This is a genomic window from Gordonia sp. DT30 (genome assembly GCF_049844915.1).
In the GTDB taxonomy this organism is placed as follows: Bacteria; Actinomycetota; Actinomycetes; order Mycobacteriales; family Mycobacteriaceae; genus Gordonia.
Genome location: NZ_JBNCLY010000119.1, coordinates 1 through 244 on the forward strand (window position 1 = coordinate 1; position 244 = coordinate 244).

1 protein-coding gene is annotated in these 244 nt (G+C 69.7%); it reads right to left on the reverse strand.

Annotation, left to right across the window (positions count from 1 at the left end):
* Positions 1 to 47 precede the first annotated feature (47 nt).
* On the reverse strand, positions 48 to 244 hold a 197-nt coding region (locus ACLQ3C_RS21695; protein ID WP_425707144.1), incomplete at its 5' end, for a hypothetical protein.

The following is a 244-nucleotide window of genomic DNA, read 5'->3' on the forward strand; positions in this document are numbered from 1 at the left end:
CAACACCCGCGCCAGATACGCCAGCGTCGAGGCCGTCTCAGAAGCCATCACGCCACCTGGCCGTCGGTCGCCGCCCGAGTGGCCGGGTCGGGATCGAAGTCGATCCCGAACAGGGCGTCGTAGCTGCCCGGATCACGCACCAAACCCGCCTCGGCCGGGAGCAGACACCCCGCCGCAGCCGCCTCATGGCGGGCACGCTGGTTCTGAGTGTAGTTGCGGCGCAACACCTTCGCCGCGGCCACAT